The sequence below is a fragment of the Flavobacterium sp. YO12 genome (assembly GCF_004119495.1).
GTDB lineage: Bacteria > Bacteroidota > Bacteroidia > Flavobacteriales > Flavobacteriaceae > Flavobacterium.
In genome coordinates this window covers 76,324-93,923 of sequence record NZ_NRQU01000005.1, presented here as the reverse complement: position 1 = coordinate 93,923, position 17,600 = coordinate 76,324, and the positions used below count along the sequence as shown (strand labels likewise).

The window sequence follows — 17,600 nt, the reverse complement described above, 5'->3', positions numbered from 1 at the left end:
TTTAAAAACGTATTAGATTTTAATCTTAAAATGATATTATTTGATACTTCCTATCATGACATTCGGCGTGCGTATTCCAGGTTTAATTTCTCCATTCGATAAAACAATTTTATTGTTCCATAACACTGCCGGCGTAGTTACATGCGCAAGAAAGGGAAGTTCTCCAATTTTTGACCATTTATTTGTTTGTGTGTTGTAAAGTAAAATAGCATTGTAAAAACCGTTATGCGTTGTATTTAATATGTTTTTTTCTGCAATAAGTTTTGATTTTTCTTCCTCTGAAGAAGCTTTTGAAATTTGGGATAAATACGTTTCGATTTTATGAAAAGTAGTTCCATTATCTCCACCGGCAATCAAAATGTATTGATTTCCGAAAGCGACACCTGCACCCGCAGAAAAATTCGTTGTATTTTTACCATCAGTAATTATGGCTTTACTTTCCCAAGTTTGACTTTTTAAATTAAAAGCCAATGCAGTATTGTGTAAATCACTTATTCCTGATGGTGTTTTTGTTCTTCCACCAATAATATAAATGCTAGTCTCTTTTTCATCTTTCTGAACTACTGCAACTGAATTCGCTAAAGCAAATGGCAATTTAGGAAGTGATTTCCATTCCGGCTCAACAGCATTTAAATCAATACTAAAAACCAAATCAGATGATTTTGCAGCTTCGTCTCCGCCAATCGCATATACTATATTATTTAAACTAGTCAAGGCAATATTGGTAACAGCGATAGGAAAATCGGGTAGTGATTTTAGTTCAATTTCATTTTGTTTGCTGTTCCATTTTAAAAGATATGCTTTTTTAGAAAGTCCATTTTCATTTTCTCCTCCCACATATACAATTCCAAGACTTGTCGATGTACTTCCTGAGTAGGCAATAGGTTCTGGCAATGAAATGGAATTTTCCTTATTCCATTGATATTGATCTTTGTTTTTTTCTAAAACATGAATTTCTTTCGAATAGTGTTTTTTCCCTCCTTCCCAAGGCATTTTATCAGGAAAATTTGCTCCGCCTGCCGTAATAAAAACGTCATTGTAAACTCCGTTAATCGGACCTGCGTAACCTAGAGACAGACTTCCGTCTTCATTTTGTAATTGCGCGGCTTTTTGCCATTCGACGCTTTTTATAGTTGTTTTTTGCGCTGAACTTATTGTTGTGGACATCATAAAAAAGGTAAAAATTAAAGAAGAAAATACAGTATTCATAAAGGCTTGTTTTAGAAAAACGAACTTAATTATTTTGATTTAAATTCATCAAAATTTAAACCTTCAACATCTTTTTTGAATAACTCAAATTGTGCTGCGCTCATATTTTTAACCGGTAATCTAAATTCGCCTAAATCATGCCCAACCAATTTCATATACGCTTTTCCAACAGAAATTCCGCCATATTTCCCTAAGAAACGAATCATGTCAATAGATTTTTGCTGCAGTTTGCGAGCTTTAACCAAATCGTTTGCATTAAAAGCGTCGATTAAATCATAGTACAATGGAGCAGCGTAGTTAAAAGTACTTCCTACAGCACCTTTTGCACCTAAAACCAATGCTGAAAGCATGTTTTCGTCACGTCCCCAAAGCATATCAAACTTACCATCAGCATAACTCATGCAGCTTTGAAAATCCATGAAATCTTCATGTGTATATTTCACGCCTGCAAAGTTTGGCAGTTTTCCGTCTAAGGCTCTAACTAAATCATACATTGCAATATTTACTCCTGTTAATACTGGAATATGATAATAGTACAAAGGCATATTTGGAACACTTTCTCCAACTTTAATACAAATTTCTGCTAATGTATCAACGTTTGATGGTTTGAAATAAAACGGTGCAGTTATAGAAACGGCATATAAACCAATTTCATAAGAGTGTTTTGCCAATTCGATGCAGTCAGTAAGCGAAGTTCCGCCAAGAAAAACCATTACTTTAAAATCAGCATCGTGATTCGAGCAATCAGCCCAAGCCTGTGCAACAGCTTTCTTTTCTTCAAGCGAAATAGAAACACCTTCTCCAGTTGAACCAATGATGAATGCACCGGTAACTCCGTTTCTTTTTAAGAAAGCGTAATAAGGAGGAATCAAGCTTAAATCTAATTTTCCGCTGCTGTCGAATGGAGTAAAAGGTGCAGCAATAAGACCTTGTAAATGTTCAATTTTCATGATTGTATTTTTTATTATTGATGTATTTTGTTTAAATCAGACTGAGATTTTTTGTGATTCTCAGCCTGATTTTAAACTTGTATTTTAAAATGTTATTTACTTAGCGGGTTTTGAACAATTTTTGGATTGAAATTAATGGTATTCTGAGAGATCGGGAACAAAATTTCTTTACCAGCTGTCATAGATGGCACTAAGCTTGTTTTGTTAAAACGAACTAAATCCCACCATGATTTACCTTCAAAAGCCAATTCTTTTAAACGTTCTTTTAAAATTAAATCATCATTTGCAGTTTGAGAACCGTTTGTGAAAGATGCCGTTGCATCAGCTCTTTTCATAACCAAATTCATTTCTGCTGATGGATCTTGACCTAAAGCGTTTTTAATTTCAGCTTTCATTAATAAAACATCAGCCCAACGATAAATGATAATATCACTTACAAATCGTCTAATTGTACCGTCAACTGTTCCATTATATTTAACCATTCCTGTAACAACAGGAGTTGCACCATTGTATAAAGTTAAATATGTTGCTGCTTTTCTGGTATCTGAAGCAGCAAAGTTGAATCTTGTAATATCAGGTTGAACTCTCGAGATTCCGGCATTACCAGCTCCAGTTCCTAAAGTTCCAAAAACTGCAGTTGCCTGCGCTGCTGTTAATGGAGCAAAATCACTTGGACCAACAAACATAAATTGATTCCAGTTGTCTGACAATGAAGATGGTAAATCTGCTAGGGAATAACGAACTGCAAAAAGCACTTCGGCATTTCCTTTTTTATCATACGCAAAAACATCTTTAAAGTTAGGCAATAAAGTTGGAGTTCCTGGTATTGCATTCACAGCAGCTAAAGCTGTGTTTAAATCTGCCGTTCCTCCTCCCAATTGTTTAGCTGTCCACAAATAAACATCGGCTTTTAAAGCTTGAACTGATGCCATTGCTAATTGCGTTGTGTTAATCGCTGAATCAGGAAAATTGGCAATTGCTTTGTCTAAATCCGATTTTATAAATGCAAATGTTTCTTGGATTGTGTTACGCGGAATTATGTATTGCGATTGATTTGTGTTTTCTGTTGGTTCCGTAACAATTGGAACACCGCCCCACGAACGCGCCATGATAAAGTAGCATAAAGCACGCATTGTATACGCTTGTGCAATGTATCTTTTTTGCTCTTTTGCTGTATTTGGACTAAACGGAATTTGCGGGACATATTTTAAAATCAAATTCGCCTGATGTATAGTAGTGTACAATCCAGCCCAATCAACATCGATGTTTTGCGGCGTAAGATTGTTGTTGTAATAATTTGCTAATGTTAAAGGAGATTGAACTCCGCCAGTTATTTCGGCACTTCTTGCACCTCCAAGAAGATAATAATTTTGTTGTGTTTGAATTCTGAAGTTAACATACATACCGTTTACACCAGCTTTTGCGTCGTCTTCTGTTTTCCAAAAACTATCAGAGGTAATTACACTATCAGATGTTAGTTCTAGTTCGTCCTGACAAGAGGAGAATAGAGAGAAACCAGCGAATAGTATTGTATATAAAAGAAATTTCTTTTTCATGATTTTAGTATTAAAAATTTACAAACCGATATTTAAACCAAGTATAATGTTTCTAGGCACTGGATAAGTACCAGTAGATCCAGCAGCGTTTAATCCTAAACTAGATCCTCCGTCGATACCTTGCACTTCAGGGCTTAATCCTTTGTATTTAGTAAAGTAGTATAAATTGCTTCCGGTTACGTACAAACGAAATGATGTTAATCTTGCTTTTTCGACTAACGATTTTGGAAAGTTGTAACTGAATGTGATTTCTCTAATACATAAGTAATCTCCGCTTTCGTAGTAACGGCTGTTACCTTGAAACATATTGGTGTTGTAAGCTGCACCGCTTGCTTCTGATCTAAATAAGTTATTTTGATTGGTTTGATCTGCCCAACGGTAACGAGGAACATCTGTAATATCACCTTCTTTTTGCCAAGCTTGTGCACTTTCGGCTAATAAACCATAGTTTCCTTGAAACTGACCTAAGAAACGTGCTCTTGCTTCGTTGTAAATGGTTGCTCCTAACGAATAATCTGTTCTTACAGTCAAAGAGAATCCTTTGTAAGCAGCATCAAAATTAAATCCTCCTACAAATGTTGGGAACATATTACCCATATATTGTCTGTCTCGGCTGTCGATTATGCCATTGTTATCAGTGTCTTCAAATACGGCATCTCCAGCGAATTTTTTACCAGTTGGGTTACCGCCGTTTGCTGCTGTTTTTGTTACATATGTATCTTGAACTTTTAAGTTGTAAGCATCGGCTTCAGCTTGAGTTGAAAGAATATATAATTGTTTATGTGCGTAGAAATCTCCAATTTTTTGACCTTCCTGCAATCCGCCTACATATTTATAAGTACCGCTTTTTACATCGTAAATTTCAGTTCCGCCAATTCTGTTATTTGTGTTTCCATTAAATGGAAGCTTTTCAACCGTATTTGTGTTGTGCGAAACGTTTGCTCCAACATTAATTTTCCAATCGTTTTGATTGTAAAGATTTGCTTGTACTTCAAGCTCAAAACCTTTACTTCTTAATCCTCCTAAATTAGTTAAAACGGTAGAGAAACCACTATTTGAAGGTAAAGTCAAATTCGTTAATAAATCAGAAGTTAACTTGTTGTAGAAATCTCCAATAATTCTAATCTTATCGTTATTAAATCCTACATCAAAACCACCATTTATTGTTTCAGATTGTTCCCATTTTAAACCTGGATTTGCAATTTGAGAATTAATAATTGCTGATTGTCCGTTGTAACTGTTGGCTATACCATTTGTAGAACCAGCATATAATCCGCCAGCCTGAAAATCGCCTAAAGTTCCTAAGTTACCATTTACACCATAACTCCCGCGAAGTTTAAGAGACGAAAAGAATTTAGGCATAACTTTAGTCCAAAACTTTTCTTCCTGCATATTCCATCCAGCAGAGATTCCTGGAAAAAATCCATACCTATTGTCTGGTCCTAAACTTGATGAACCATCATAACGGAAAGAAGCTGTAGCAAAATATCTGTTTTTATAATCATAATTTAAACGTCCAAATACACTGTTTAAAACTAATTTAGTATTGTTGCTGTAAACTGAAACCGGAACAGGAGAAGAATCTAAAGTTTGTGCTAAGTCAGAAGGACTTCCTTTTCCTGAAGCATTAAAAGCTTTAATTGTTCGATCGTATTTTGAAGCTCCCAATTTGGCATCAAAATCACCAATCGCATCCCATCCTTTTTTATAAGCAAAAACACCTTCGTATTGTACTTGATAAATTTGATTGCTTAATCGAGTTGCCGTACGTGTATTGTCTACCAATCCGCTGCTTCCGCTTAAAAAAGCCTGTTGAAAAGTATTGTCGTTTTCGTTTTCGCTGTAAAGAGACATAGAAGGAGTGAAGGTAAAGTCTGTTGCCAGTCTTAATTCACCATCTACACTCATTTGCAATTTATTGTTTTCGTTGATTCCTTTTACTTTACCCATTTGATACAATGGATTTCCGTTGATGTTGTTTTGCCCCGGAGCCAGTGAACCATCTTCTAAATACATTTTTGTTGTAGGCGAGTTTCCTAAGTATCTGTTGAAAACAACACTATTGGCAACAACTTGATTATTGCTCGATTTAGAAAATAATACACGTCCGTTTAAAGTAAAATTATCAGCAACTTTTAATGATGCATTCAATTTACTTGTAAATCTTTGATAGCCTGTAAAAATGGTAATTCCATCGCCTTTTAAATAACCAAGACTCAAATCAAAAACACCGGTATCAGTACCTCCGCTGAAACCAAGATTATGATTTTGCGTTACAGCACTTTGAAATAAAACATCGTTCCAATCCGTACTTTTGTAGATAATAGTATTACTTGGATTTAATGGATCTGCGATTTCCTGCCAGCCTTTTGCTTGCAGTTGACTAACGGTATCAGCTGATAAGTTAGACTTTAGTAATGTTGCAAAAGGAGTATTATTCTGCAAATTATTTCCTGTTCCTGCAGGCGTAGCACCTGTTAACTGTCCTAATCGTGCAATACCTGTAGTTGTCGAAAGTCCAGCAAGTTCTGCGGCATTATACAAACCTTGACGTTGAAATTTAATATAATCTCCGCCATCCATAAAGTCGTATTTTTTTGCAATATGACTGATTTGTGTAGAAGCATTATAAGTGACTTTTAGTTTACCCGCTTTTCCTGTTGTAGTAGTAATGATGATTACACCATTTGAAGCTCTTGCACCATAAATAGAGGTAGCGGCGGCATCTTTTAAAACTTGAAGCGAAGCAATATCTGCTGAATTTATATCGTCAATCTGCGTACGAATTACACCATCAACAATATATAAAGGTGTTGCTCCAGAAGGGTTGTCGATAGATGTACCTCCTCGGACTATCACATTGGATGCTTTTCCGGGTTGACCAGATGAAGTTTTAACCACCAAACCAGTTACACTTCCTTGCAAAGATTGGGTTACGTTTGAATAAGGTACATTTTCTAAAACCTTTTTGTCTAGTTTAGAAACGGCAGTACTCAAAGTTCTTCTGTTCTGAGAACCATATCCTACTACAATTACCTCATTCATCTGCTGTCCAATTTCTTTCAAAACAATGTTAAGAGAACCTCCCGTTATTGTTACTTCCTGATCTTGTAAACCTATATAGGTAACGATTAAGGTTGTAGCATTATCTGGAACTTCAAAAGCAAAGTTTCCGTCAAAATCGGTTTGTGTACTTACATTAGTTCCTTTAGCAACGATATTTACACCCGGTAGTGATTCTCCTTTTTCATTGGTCACTTTTCCGGTTACTTTCTTTTGAATAGGGCTGTTCTTTTTTACATTTTTATCTGTAAAAACAATACTTCTTTCCGTTTTTGCAGCAGCTAACTGCATAGTAAAAACTAAAAGTAACGTCGACGTTAATTTAATAACTTTTACGTGTTTAGGAGTAAACCTGCAATTTTTAGGTTTACTTTTAGGCAATAATTTCATACTTTTGTAATGGTTTGGTTAATAATAACTTTGTTAAAGGTCTATATGTTTATTCTCCAATCATTGTTCCTTAACGGAACTGGCCAGCTATGTTTCCAGCATTAGCTGGCTTTTTTATGATTAGAAAATAAATGGGGTATGCAATTGGTTCTATTGATAATTCTCTATGATCTTTAATTCTATTGTTACTGTATAAAAATTTGTATTCTCCTTTTTCTCCTTCCTGTATTTGTTTTTTAATGAGGATTTAATCAGCCTCATATTCAATGATGTATTAATGTTGAATGCTTCATAACAATAAAATCAATATTCATTTTTTTTTAGTTATTATAGATTGATTAAATTTTAACAGCTTAACCAAGGTTATGATAACTTTAAGAATAAATTATTTTATTATTATGAAGTAAAGATATAAAATATTTTAATATAATAACTTTAGTTATTAAAATATTTTAATAATTAAGAAGGAAAACTAAAAATTAGTTGTTGATTAGAGGAAACAACATCTTTTCTTTTATAACGCAGCATGCACCTATAACGCCTGCACGACGGCCTAAAGTAGACTTTTTAAGCTTCATATCTCGGTTAACTAAACCTAATGAATATTTTTTTAATGCAGATTGAATTGGCAGTAAGGAATAGTCGCCTAACTGTGCGAAATCTCCTCCAATCACCAATAAATCAGGATTGAAGATGTTGAGTAGAATAGACAAATAACGCCCCATTTTTTCACTTTGCTGTGTTACAAGGTCGACACAAAGAGTATCTTCTAGATTTACAGCTCCTTTTATTATAGTATGATGCTGCAGTTCTGATGAAGAATCATCAAGAACAACCTTAGATTGTTTGCCGTCTTTTATTGCTTCTTTAAATTGGTTTACAAGTGACCAGCCTGATATTTCGGTTTCTAAACAACCTAATTTTCCGCATTTGCACATGATTTCATTATTAAAAATAGTACTATGCCCAAACTCTCCAGAATAGCCCGATTTACCATAATAAAGCTTTCCATCTGTAATCATCCCAATAGCAACTCCCCAGCTGTAGTTTACAAAAATTATGTTTTGCTCATCGTCGACAACACCCTCACAGTATTCACCAAACGCCATTGCACGAGTATCATTTTCTAAATGAACAGGAAGATCTAATTGTTCAGAGATTATCTCTGTTAAAGGTCTGTTTTCGCTAAAGAAGTAATTATAGCTAAAACCTTCCATTGAGTTAATTCGCCCAGAAAAGTTGATGCAGACTCCTACAATCAATTTTTTCTCAACAGAGCTGTCTTCTATAAAAGAGTTGATTAAGTTGCAGAAATTTAATAAAGATTCTTGAGTATTTTCTAATGCAAATGAAGTTCCAAGTTCGATGCTTACTAATTCATTTTTAATGTTTTGAAGTCCTATAGACATACTTGTCAATCCTACTTCAACCCCAAGGAAATAAGCACAAGTTGGGTTAATACTGAACAATGAAGGTCTTCTGCCGCCGCTGTTTGTAATTTTGCCCATATCAACAACATAACCTTCAGCCAGCAGTTCGTTAACAGCTTTAGTCACCGTTGGAACACTCGATTGTATTTCAGCACTTAATTCTGCAATGGTTGCATTTCCGCCAGTAAGCAAACGTTTAGTGATAAATTGTCTTAACATATGCCACTTTTGTTCTGACAGACTTTTGTCTTTACTATTGTCTAATAAATCTTTTAAACTCATTGCTTTGTGTTTTATGGGTTGACACAAATTTAATTTATTTTTTAAATTAGAATTAAAAAATGGCAGACAATATTAAATTTATTTAAAATAGCGTGTAGGGATCTTAAATTTCTGTCTTTTTTAATAAAAGATGAAGAACCCATAAAATGATGTTTTCAAACTGTCAATTAATTCGTAAATTTATAGAATGTGGTGTTATGGTGGCTGTTTCTGAATTTTGTTTCTAATAAATAAAAAGTATCAGCTGCAAAAAGAAGCTAATAAAAATGAAAACTATAATTATAAAAAGGGTTTATGATAATAAAACAAGTGATGGAACGTACCGAATCCTTGTTGATCGATTATGGCCGCGCGGACTTAGTAAAACAGATTTAAGTTTTGATGAATGGGATAAAGAAATTACACCATCGACAGAACTACGTAAGTGGTTTGCTCATAAAGAGGAACGTTACGCCGAATTTACTAAACGTTACATTCAAGAATTGAGTTTAAAAAGTGAAGAAACAACACGTTTAAGAAATATGGCAGAAAAGAAATCTTTGACATTATTATATGCCGCAAAAGATCCTATAATAAATCATGCAGTAATTCTGAGAGATTTTTTGCTCAACAATAAATAACCTGAGTTTTGATTACAAATAGAAAGAGTATTTGCTTTACTGTTATACACAATGGTACAATTCATAAAATTGAAACTTATGTACACGAATATCCAAATTTGATGTTTTTGCTTCGAGATAAGCTTTTTTTAGATGATTTTGGCGAATGCGGCGGCGTTGGCAGATGTGCCACTTGCATTATCAAGTTGAATGATATTAAAGAAAATGCGTTAAAAAAAGATCGAAACGAACCAGCAACATTATCTAAACTAGGATATACGGCTGAGAATATTCGGCTTTCCTGTCAATTATACATCACAACTGATTTAGAAGATTCGCAGATTGAGATTCTGGAATTGTAGTTTGTAAAAGTTAGTTAGCAGAGTTTAAAATTTTTTGTTTTACATGATCCATGTACGATCTGCCAATTACATATCTTAAGCCTTCAATTTCTACGCTGTTTCCTTCAACTGCGTCGATTTTATCAATGGCAACAGTATACGATCTATGAATTCTTAAAAAATTTCTTTCCGGCAGTAAATCTGTAAAGTCAGATAAGGTGCTGTGTATAATGTATTTGCCTGTTAAGGTGCTTATTTTTAAATAATCTTTCAAGCTTTCGATAACCAAAATCTCATTCAGGAAAATCTTCTTCATTCTTTTCTTATCTATTTTGATAAAAATAAAAGGATTTTCGGCAGAATTGTCAGGAGTAGGATTGGATTTATTTTCCAGTCTTTTACTGATTTTGTTCAAGGCTTTCATTAACCTCGGAAACTCGATAGGTTTTACTAAGAAATCCAAAACATCAAGTTCGTAAGTTTCTATTGCAAATTGACTGTACGCACTAGTAATAATAAGTAAAGGCGGATCTTCGAGGCTTTTTATAAAATTAATACCATCAAGAACCGGCATATTAATATCTAGAAAAATGACATCAACTTTATTGTTTTTTACAAAATTTAAACCTTCTATTGGATTACTAAAAGTATTTACAACCTCAAAATTTTCAAGTGGCTCTAAATAATTTTTAATAACATTAATAGCCAATGGCTCGTCATCTATAATCAAACAATTTATTTTCATTTCTCTATTATTACTTTTTAAGCAAAATAATCCAGCGTATAAATTTAATATAAGAAAAGTCGTTCTAAGTGACTTTAATTACAAGCTTTACGACAAAAATATTCTTTTTCTTTTTAAATGAAAGGTTATACTCGTTTTTATTATAACCTAGTTCTAACCTTTTTTTTACATTCTCGATACCTATACCGCTTGATACATTAAAATTGTCTTCAAGATCAGTAGTTTCAGGCTGTGGGTTCGAAACTGAAAAATGCAGAAAATTGCCTTTTACCTTAAATTTAATATCAATTACAACTTTTCCGGTGTTTTTGTTTACACCATGTTTAAAAGCATTTTCGATAAAAGTCAATAATATAATAGGAGCAATCTCTTTGTCGTGAATATCTCCCGAAACAGACATATTTATAATCAATCGATCGTCGTTTCTAATTCGCTCTAGATCAAGATAATTCTGAATACATAATATTTCATTTTCCAGCGATTGTCGGGTGTTTTTTGTGTCATACAACATATAACGCATTAACTCTGAAAGCTTAAGTACAATTTTTGGTGCTTTGTTTGATTTTTCGACAGACAGTGAATAAATATTATTAAGTGTATTAAAGAGAAAATGCGGAGATATTTGAGATTTCAAAAACAATAATTCTGTTTCTAATTGCGATTTTTCAAGATCAGTTACGCGTTTTTGCTCCTTCATAAAATCTAATGTAATCTTAATAGCCGTAACAAAAGTGATTACATACAATTCGCCAATCATCATATCAATTGTGTAATTGAGCGAAAGTTTGTCGATAGTTTCTGGTCCTTCCGGCCAAACATCATGATTTATCAATAAATACGTAAGATTGAATTTTATAATAACCATTATAAATATCGAAGACAAAACCGCAAGTATATATAAAAGGTATTTTTTTCGATAAACCAAATAAGGCATGAAGACAAGAATATTCAAGTAACACAAGGTCATATGAATAGGAAAGCCCAGTAAATTAGTCTTGAAAGAGTAGCCGTAATCATTAAAATAAATCCCCCAGCGAAAAGTATTAAACAAGAAATAAGTAAGCCAAAAAAGGATATGATATTGTAATGGTATTCGATATAATTTGCTCGTGCTGAAATTCATAATTCAAAGTATGTTTTGAGACCTTTTTTGATGTTTGTCTTTGTTTAGATGTCGTTTGTCTAAAATAATTTAAGTAAAATTCAATTTTGCATAAATTTAAAGTTAAATTATTATTTTTTTTAATGAATGGTCTTACTTGTAAGTTTTGTTTGTAATTCTAAAAGTAAGCTGTAAAATAAAGCAAATTAAAAATAATAGTCAACAAGCTTTCTTTGTTCAACAAACAGTAATTAGTGATTTGAGAAATTTTTTATTTAAAACCGCTGGAAAAAAACTTGCTTTTGCAACAAAGAAAAACACTCAACATTATAAAATATCAAGTCATGCTTACAAAAGATCAATACCGTGTTATTACCAAGTTTTTCTTAAAGATTCTAAAATCTATGTAGGATCAACATCTTCAAATCCTGAGACTTTACATTGCAGTCCATGCCATAAAAGTCGAAGCAATAGATCAACCTTATTGGTCTAAAAATGTCACGAATAAAAACGGAATACCAACATAAATTTAACTAACCCCTAAAAACAATATTATAATTAATGAATATCATTGACATATCAATCATCATAGCATACATTGTGCTATCAGTAGGAATAGGAATCTGGATTTCCAGAAAAGCTTCAAAAGGTTTAGATGATTATTTCCTTGGCGGAAAAACAATCAAATGGTATTTTTTAGGTTTAAGTAACGGATCAGGAATGTTTGATGTTTCAGGAACTTCCTGGATGATTGGAGTACTGTTTTTATACGGCGTAAAAAGCTTTATGTTTATGTGGCTTTGGCCCATTTGGAATCAGATTTTTGTAATGATGTTTCTCGCCGTTTGGATACGAAGGTCAAAAGTAATGACGGGTTCTGAATGGATTTTAACTCGTTTTGGAAACGATAAAGCCGGAAAAGCATCTCATATTATTGTCGCTATTTTTGCGATTATTTCTACAATAGGTTTCATTGCTTACTTTTTTGAAGGAATTGGGAAATTTATAACGATTATTCTTCCTTGGGATTTAACGCTTCATTCTGGTGATTTAATTCTATTAACCTCAGAGCGTTCTTATGCTTTGATAATCATATTTTTAACTACAATTTATACCGTAAAAGGCGGAATGTTCTCTGTTGTAGCAACTGAAGTTGTGCAATATTTAATTATGATTATTGCCAGTGTTTTAATTGCAGGTTACGCTTTTGTAAATTATACCGATATTCAAATAAACTCAGTAATTACCGAAGAATGGAAAAACGTCTTCTTTGGATGGCAGTTTGAAACGCAGTGGAGTGAAAAATTCCAGACTTTCAATAATTTAATTGATTCTGAAGGGTATAAAATGTTTGGCGCTTTTATCGGAATGACATTGTTTAAAGGTTTCTTCGCCAGTGTTGCAGGACCAACGCCAAGTTATGATTTACAAAGAATTTTGTCGACAAAATCTGTAAAAGAAGCTGCTTATATGAGTGGTTTTACCAACTTGATTTTATTCATTCCAAGATATTTATTAATTACAGGAATTGTTGTAATTGCCCTGATAAATTTAGCGCCGGAATTAAATGCTAATTTAAATTTAACTGGAGCCGATTTAGAATTATTAATGCCAAAAGTGGTCAATTTATATCTTCCAGTAGGTATTAAAGGACTTTTACTAGCAGGTTTATTAGCTGCTTTTATGTCTGGATTCTCTGCTTTTGTAAATGCAGGACCAGCTTATATTGTAAATGATATTTATAAAAAATATTTCAAGCCTGTTGCATCAAATGCACATTATATAAAAGTAAGTCAGATTTCTTCTTTCGTAGTGGTTGGTTTAGGAGTTTTTATGGGATTCTTCGCAGAATCGATTAATTCTTTGACCCTATGGATTACAAGTGCTTTATACGGCGGTTATGTGGCAGCCAATTTCCTAAAATGGATTTGGTGGCGTTTTAACGGTTGGGGATATTTCTGGGGAATGTTTGCAGGTTTAATCGTAGCTTCTTTACAATTTGTTTTAGGACAGTATAAAGGAACATTTGCAGAAGGAACATTTTTGTATGATTTATCACAAGTACAGGCGATTTACTTGTTTCCAGCAATATTTGGATTCTCAATTTTAGGCTGTCTTTTAGGAACGTTTTTAAGCAAACCTACAGATATGGAAGTTTTAAGATCTTTCTATACCAATGTTAGACCTTGGGGATGGTGGGGACCAGTTTATAAAACATTAAAAACAGAAGATCAAAGTTTCGAAAAAAACAACGATTTCTGGAAAGATATGCTAAATTGTGTAATCGGAATTGTGTGGCAGTCAAGCATGATTTTACTTCCAATTTATTTTGTGATCAGAGATTATCCAAAAGCTTTTGCTGCATTATTGGTATTTTTAGTAACAATGATAATTTTAAAATTCACTTGGCTGGATAAAGTTCGAAAAATAACGGATTAAGAAAAAAATAGTAAACACGATAGAAACATAGATTTTTATAATTAGAAAAGAATAATTACAAAAGAAAGGTTCCACACATATAGCTGCATCTTTTGAACTAACCAAAACCACTTTTTAAATTTTAAAAACTATGTTTCTATGTGTTTAGAAAAAAAGCTTTGATAAAGTCTTTACAACAAACAACAGAAAAAAACAATAAACAAAAAATATAAAAATGAGCACTATTCCTTGGCAAGACAGACCCGAAAACAGTAATGATGTAATGTGGAGATACACTGAAAATCCTATTATTGAAAGATATGCTATACCATCATCAAACAGTATTTTTAACAGTGCTGTAGTTCCTTTCGAAGATGGGTTTGCGGGAGTTTTCCGTTGTGATAATAAAGCAGTTCAAATGAACATTTTTGCCGGTTTTAGTAAAAACGGAATCGATTGGGAAATTAATCACGAACCAATCGAAATGAAAGCAGGTAATACAGATATGATCGAATCTGCATATAAATATGACCCGCGTGTTGTTTTTATCGAAGATCGTTACTGGATTACTTGGTGTAATGGTTATAACGGACCAACGATTGGTATTGGATATACATTTGATTTTAAAGAGTTTTTTCAATGTGAAAATGCTTATTTGCCATTCAACAGAAACGGTGTTTTGTTCCCGCAAAAAATCAACGGAAAATATGCTATGTTAAGCCGTCCAAGTGATAACGGACATACACCTTTTGGAGATATTTGGATTAGTTACAGCCCAGATATGAAATATTGGGGAGAACACCGTTTGGTAATGAAACCAACTCCATTTGAAGATAGTGCTTGGCAGTGTACTAAAATTGGAGCAGGACCAATTCCAATTCTTACAAATGAAGGCTGGTTAATGATCTACCACGGAGTTATTAATACTTGCAACGGTTTCCGTTACGCAATGGGCTCAGCACTTTTAGATGTTGATTCTCCAGACAAAGTTAAATACAGAACACAGCCTTATTTATTAGGACCTGCAGAACTTTATGAAATGGTTGGAGATGTACCAAATGTAGTTTTCCCATGTGCCGCTTTGCATGATACAGAAGAAGATAAATTAGCCGTTTATTACGGTGCAGCTGATACAGTAGTTGCTATTGCATTTGGTAAATTAAGTGAAGTGGTTCAGTTTACAAAAGATAACAGTTTATAAAAAAGAGATGGTTTTAAAACTTAAATGGCTTGCTGTTGCTTTAGGCTTGATTTCGATAACTGGATATTCACAGTCAAAGAAACCAGTTATTCCTAAAACCTATGTTGCGGCAAAAACAACCAAACCAATCGTAATTGACGGAGACGAATCTGATGCTTCGTGGAGTAAAGCAGATTGGACAGATCTTTTTGAAGATATTGAAAATGGTGTAAAACCAAAGTATGCAACCAAAGTAAAAATGCTTTGGGATGAAACCAATTTCTATATATTAGCAAAAATGGAAGAACCGCACGTTTGGGCAAATTTAAAACAACGCGATACCATTATTTTTTACAACAATGATTTTGAAGTTTTTGTTGATCCAGACAGTGATACTTTTAACTATTACGAATTAGAAATAAACGCTTTAAATACTGCTTGGGATTTGTTCTTGACAAAACCCTATAGAGAAAGTGATATTGTCGTGGCAAATGATTGGAATATTCCAGGTTTAAAATCGGCAGTAAAAGTTAACGGAACACTTAATAATCCAAATGATACAGATGAAGGCTGGATTTTAGAAATGGCCATTCCATGGGCAGCTTACAAAACCACATTCTTTGATCAAAATGTTCCCGTTGATAAATTTTGGAGAGTCAATTTTTCGAGAGTCAATTGGCAGCACAGCGTTAAAAATGGAACTTATGAGCGAAAGAAAGATACCGAAGGAAAATTTTTGCCTGAGTACAATTGGGTTTGGTCACCAATGGGGGTAATCAATATGCATGAGCCAGAAAAATGGGGTTATGTTTACTTCTCCTCCAAAGAAGGAAAAGATACCTTTACAATTCCGCAAGACGAAAAAGTAAGATGGGAACTGTATTCTTTATACCGTGCTCAAAAAGGATATTTTGAAAAACATAAAACTTGGGCAAAGTCTATTGCAGATCTTACCACAAAAAGCATTAGTATTGATGGTAAAGTTTTAAAACCAACAATAGAGAATCACTCATCAGGATATAATATTTTAGTAAAAAGTCCATTCACCAATACAACATTTGTAATAAGGCAGGATGGAAAAATAATCACAAAATAAACCACTATGAAACTACCAAAACTATTACTTTTTTTATTAGCATTTAGTATTTTTTCATGTACTAAAAAAGAAGAACAAACCACTTTTAAATTTGGAGTATGGACTACAGCCGATGCCAAAAAATCGGATGCAGATTATACTAAAGAGTTTAAAAAATACAAAGATGGAGGAATTGATGAAGTGCTGATAAACACTTCGACAGATCCAAAATTGTTAAGCCGTTTAGTGCCTTTGGCAACAAAAGAAGGTTTAAAAGTACACGCTTGGATTATGGCAATGAACAGACCTGGAGACTCAATTGCATTGCAGCACCCAGAATGGTATCAAGTAAGTAAAGAAGGTAAATCCTGCTTTGATACACGCCCATATGTAGATTACTACCAATGGTTATGCCCAACAAGAAAAGAATCTAGAGAGCACGTTTTAAAATTAGTTGAAGAATTAGCAAAAGTGGACGGAATCGAAAGTGTTCATTTAGATTATATTCGTTTCCCAGACATCTTTTTACCAATTAGTTTATTGCCAAAATACAACTTAGTTCAAGATGTAGAATTGCCTCAATTTGACTTTTGTTACTGTGACGAATGTGTAAAAGCATTTGAAAAAATTCATCATAAAAACCCAAAAGAAAGCCACAATACTTCAATTGATATGGAGTGGAAAAACTTTAGATTAAATGCTATTCAAGCCGTGGTGAATGACGCTTATGATATTGTGCATAAACACAACAAAAACCTTACGGCAGCAGTATTTCCTTATCCAGAAATGGCAGATCATATGGTGCGCCAGCGTTGGGACAAATGGAATATTGATCAAGTATATCCAATGATTTATAACAGTTTTTACGATGAAGAAATTGACTGGGTTGGTTATGCTACAAAACAAGGTGTTGCTGATTTAAAAGATAAAAAAACAAAAATCAACACAGGAATTTATGTTCCAGGTTTAAAGACAGATAAAGAGCTGAAAGATGCTATTTTATATGCAAAAGAAAACGGAGCAGTAGGAGTTTCTTTCTTTGATGGAAATGCTTTGTCTGAAAGTAACTTTAAAACAATTAAAGAAACAAAAGCAAGTTTAAAATAATCAAATGCTTTCTTTAGAAAAAAAAACATAGTATAGTTACAAATTACTTCAATAACAGCTGCGAGCGTATACCAAACGTTTTGACAGAACAATAAAATAAAGGAATATAATAGGGAGCCGTAAATGCTTCCTATTGTGTTTTTTAAGAATGTT

The 17,600-nt window shown here is 33.4% G+C and carries 13 protein-coding genes; 6 read left to right on the top strand and 7 right to left on the bottom strand.

The window, feature by feature from the left end:
• Positions 1-36: 36 nt before the first annotated feature.
• The 5 genes from BOW55_RS02685 to BOW55_RS02665 form a co-directional block, all read right to left on the bottom strand.
• Positions 37-1,209, bottom strand: a complete 1,173-nt coding sequence (locus tag BOW55_RS02685) for a galactose oxidase (protein WP_129022868.1) — start codon at positions 1,207-1,209, stop codon at positions 37-39.
• Between the two features lie 29 nt (positions 1,210-1,238).
• Positions 1,239-2,159 carry a dihydrodipicolinate synthase family protein gene (locus BOW55_RS02680; RefSeq protein ID WP_129022867.1) on the bottom strand — a complete coding sequence of 307 codons (921 nt, stop codon included), beginning with the start codon at positions 2,157-2,159 and terminating at the stop codon, positions 1,239-1,241.
• 92 nt (positions 2,160-2,251) lie between these two features.
• Positions 2,252-3,715, bottom strand: a complete 1,464-nt coding sequence (locus BOW55_RS02675) for a RagB/SusD family nutrient uptake outer membrane protein (protein WP_129022866.1) — start codon at positions 3,713-3,715, stop codon at positions 2,252-2,254.
• A gap of 18 nt (positions 3,716-3,733) precedes the next feature.
• Positions 3,734-7,168: a TonB-dependent receptor gene (locus tag BOW55_RS02670; protein ID WP_129022865.1), complete on the bottom strand. Its 3,435-nt coding sequence runs from the start codon at positions 7,166-7,168 to the stop codon at positions 3,734-3,736.
• Between the two features lie 479 nt (positions 7,169-7,647).
• On the bottom strand, positions 7,648-8,880 hold the full coding sequence (locus BOW55_RS02665) for an ROK family transcriptional regulator (protein ID WP_129022864.1): 1,233 nt from the start codon (positions 8,878-8,880) through the stop codon (positions 7,648-7,650).
• 266 nt (positions 8,881-9,146) lie between these two features.
• Between BOW55_RS02665 and BOW55_RS02660 the strand changes: the two genes are divergently transcribed.
• Both BOW55_RS02660 and BOW55_RS02655 read left to right on the top strand, forming a co-directional pair.
• Positions 9,147-9,500: a DUF488 domain-containing protein gene (locus BOW55_RS02660; protein ID WP_129022863.1), complete on the top strand. Its 354-nt coding sequence runs from the start codon at positions 9,147-9,149 to the stop codon at positions 9,498-9,500.
• Between the two features lie 8 nt (positions 9,501-9,508).
• The gene (locus BOW55_RS02655; RefSeq protein WP_129022862.1) at positions 9,509-9,841 is read left to right on the top strand and encodes a 2Fe-2S iron-sulfur cluster-binding protein; all 333 of its coding nucleotides are present in this window, start codon (positions 9,509-9,511) and stop codon (positions 9,839-9,841) included.
• 10 nt (positions 9,842-9,851) lie between these two features.
• On the opposite strand, the gene BOW55_RS02650 is transcribed toward BOW55_RS02655, so the two are convergent.
• Together BOW55_RS02650 and BOW55_RS02645 are read right to left on the bottom strand one after the other, a co-directional pair.
• Positions 9,852-10,565 carry a LytTR family DNA-binding domain-containing protein gene (locus BOW55_RS02650; protein ID WP_129022861.1) on the bottom strand — a complete coding sequence of 238 codons (714 nt, stop codon included), beginning with the start codon at positions 10,563-10,565 and terminating at the stop codon, positions 9,852-9,854.
• 64 nt (positions 10,566-10,629) lie between these two features.
• A complete protein-coding gene (locus tag BOW55_RS02645; protein ID WP_129022860.1) occupies positions 10,630-11,688 on the bottom strand; it encodes a sensor histidine kinase in 1,059 nt (352 codons plus the stop codon).
• 540 nt (positions 11,689-12,228) lie between these two features.
• On the opposite strand from BOW55_RS02645, the gene BOW55_RS02640 reads away from it, so the two are divergent.
• The 4 genes from BOW55_RS02640 to BOW55_RS02625 all read left to right on the top strand — a co-directional run bounded on the left by BOW55_RS02640 (position 12,229) and on the right by BOW55_RS02625 (position 17,447).
• On the top strand, positions 12,229-14,106 hold the full coding sequence (locus BOW55_RS02640) for a sodium:solute symporter family protein (protein WP_129022859.1): 1,878 nt from the start codon (positions 12,229-12,231) through the stop codon (positions 14,104-14,106).
• 214 nt (positions 14,107-14,320) lie between these two features.
• The gene (locus BOW55_RS02635; protein ID WP_089056379.1) at positions 14,321-15,286 is read left to right on the top strand and encodes a glycoside hydrolase family 130 protein; all 966 of its coding nucleotides are present in this window, start codon (positions 14,321-14,323) and stop codon (positions 15,284-15,286) included.
• A gap of 7 nt (positions 15,287-15,293) precedes the next feature.
• A complete protein-coding gene (locus BOW55_RS02630) occupies positions 15,294-16,361 on the top strand; it encodes a carbohydrate-binding family 9-like protein (RefSeq protein ID WP_129022858.1) in 1,068 nt (355 codons plus the stop codon).
• 6 nt (positions 16,362-16,367) lie between these two features.
• Positions 16,368-17,447, top strand: coding sequence for a putative glycoside hydrolase (locus tag BOW55_RS02625; RefSeq protein WP_129022857.1), 1,080 nt, complete (start codon positions 16,368-16,370; stop codon positions 17,445-17,447).
• Positions 17,448-17,600: the final 153 nt, after the last annotated feature.

Excerpts from the sequence above, each read along its gene's own strand:
- BOW55_RS02685 (WP_129022868.1), bottom strand. The coding sequence starts at position 1,209 with ATGAATACTGTATTTTCTTCTTTAATTTTTACCTTTTTTATGATGTCC.
- BOW55_RS02680 (WP_129022867.1), bottom strand. The coding sequence starts at position 2,159 with ATGAAAATTGAACATTTACAAGGTCTTATTGCTGCACCTTTTACTCCA.
- BOW55_RS02675 (WP_129022866.1), bottom strand. The coding sequence starts at position 3,715 with ATGAAAAAGAAATTTCTTTTATATACAATACTATTCGCTGGTTTCTCT.
- BOW55_RS02670 (WP_129022865.1), bottom strand. The coding sequence starts at position 7,168 with ATGAAATTATTGCCTAAAAGTAAACCTAAAAATTGCAGGTTTACTCCT.
- BOW55_RS02665 (WP_129022864.1), bottom strand. The coding sequence starts at position 8,880 with ATGAGTTTAAAAGATTTATTAGACAATAGTAAAGACAAAAGTCTGTCA.
- BOW55_RS02660 (WP_129022863.1), top strand. The coding sequence starts at position 9,147 with ATGAAAACTATAATTATAAAAAGGGTTTATGATAATAAAACAAGTGAT.
- BOW55_RS02650 (WP_129022861.1), bottom strand. The coding sequence starts at position 10,565 with ATGAAAATAAATTGTTTGATTATAGATGACGAGCCATTGGCTATTAAT.
- BOW55_RS02645 (WP_129022860.1), bottom strand. The coding sequence starts at position 11,688 with ATGAATTTCAGCACGAGCAAATTATATCGAATACCATTACAATATCAT.
- BOW55_RS02640 (WP_129022859.1), top strand. The coding sequence starts at position 12,229 with ATGAATATCATTGACATATCAATCATCATAGCATACATTGTGCTATCA.
- BOW55_RS02635 (WP_089056379.1), top strand. The coding sequence starts at position 14,321 with ATGAGCACTATTCCTTGGCAAGACAGACCCGAAAACAGTAATGATGTA.
- BOW55_RS02630 (WP_129022858.1), top strand. The coding sequence starts at position 15,294 with ATGGTTTTAAAACTTAAATGGCTTGCTGTTGCTTTAGGCTTGATTTCG.
- BOW55_RS02625 (WP_129022857.1), top strand. The coding sequence starts at position 16,368 with ATGAAACTACCAAAACTATTACTTTTTTTATTAGCATTTAGTATTTTT.